General features: G+C 71.6%; 1 protein-coding gene. It reads right to left on the bottom strand.

Annotated elements, in window-relative coordinates; all coding sequences use genetic code 11:
• The coding region (locus tag EAO71_RS35745) for a GreA/GreB family elongation factor (protein ID WP_147981976.1) at positions 1-412 on the bottom strand (412 nt) is incomplete at its 3' end.
• Positions 413-658: the final 246 nt, after the last annotated feature.

Below are 658 nucleotides of genomic sequence, written 5' to 3'. Positions count from 1 at the left end.
GGTAGGACACGGTGTCACCGGCGCGGTGGCCGAGCAGCGCTCGGCCCAGCGGGCTGTGGGCGGTGACAAGCGTCCGGTCCAGCGCCTCGGCCACCTCGCCGATCTGGACCGTGGACTCCGTGCCGTCCTCGAACCGTACCGTCGCCGTGCTGCCCACCCCGATCGCGTCGGTACGGGGCGGACCCGCGACGGCTCCCTCGCTCAGCCGGCCCTGGATCTCGGAGATCCGCCGGTCCAGCCGGTCGAGTTCCGTGGCGCGCTGCAACTCGTCGGCCTGGTCCGCGCGGTCGCCCGCGAAGCCCTGGAGCGGGAACTGGCCGACCTCCGCGGTGAACGCGGCACGGTCGCCGGCACCCTCGACGACGAGGACTTCGCGGGCGACCGCGCTGAGCGGCTCGGGTCCGTCGGTCATGCCTGGCTCCCGTCGTGCGGGCGGAGAGAGTGTGCATACCTGATCAATTACCCCATTCTTCGGCAGAGCAGGCAAATCGCTCGCGGGTGGACCGAGGGGTGACCGGGCGGTACGTGCCCTACTAGACAACGTTGTCAAAGTCGAGGCAGAGTGTGCGGAGCGCACGAGCGGGACGCGGCGGGACGCCATCGACGGGAACCGGTGCGGCGCCGCCGGCCGCGCCTGCCCAGAACGACCGAAAACGAC

This window comes from Streptomyces sp. MS191 (assembly GCF_008042125.1).
Classification (GTDB): domain Bacteria; phylum Actinomycetota; class Actinomycetes; order Streptomycetales; family Streptomycetaceae; genus Streptomyces.
This window is presented reverse-complemented; position numbering and strand designations above follow the sequence as displayed.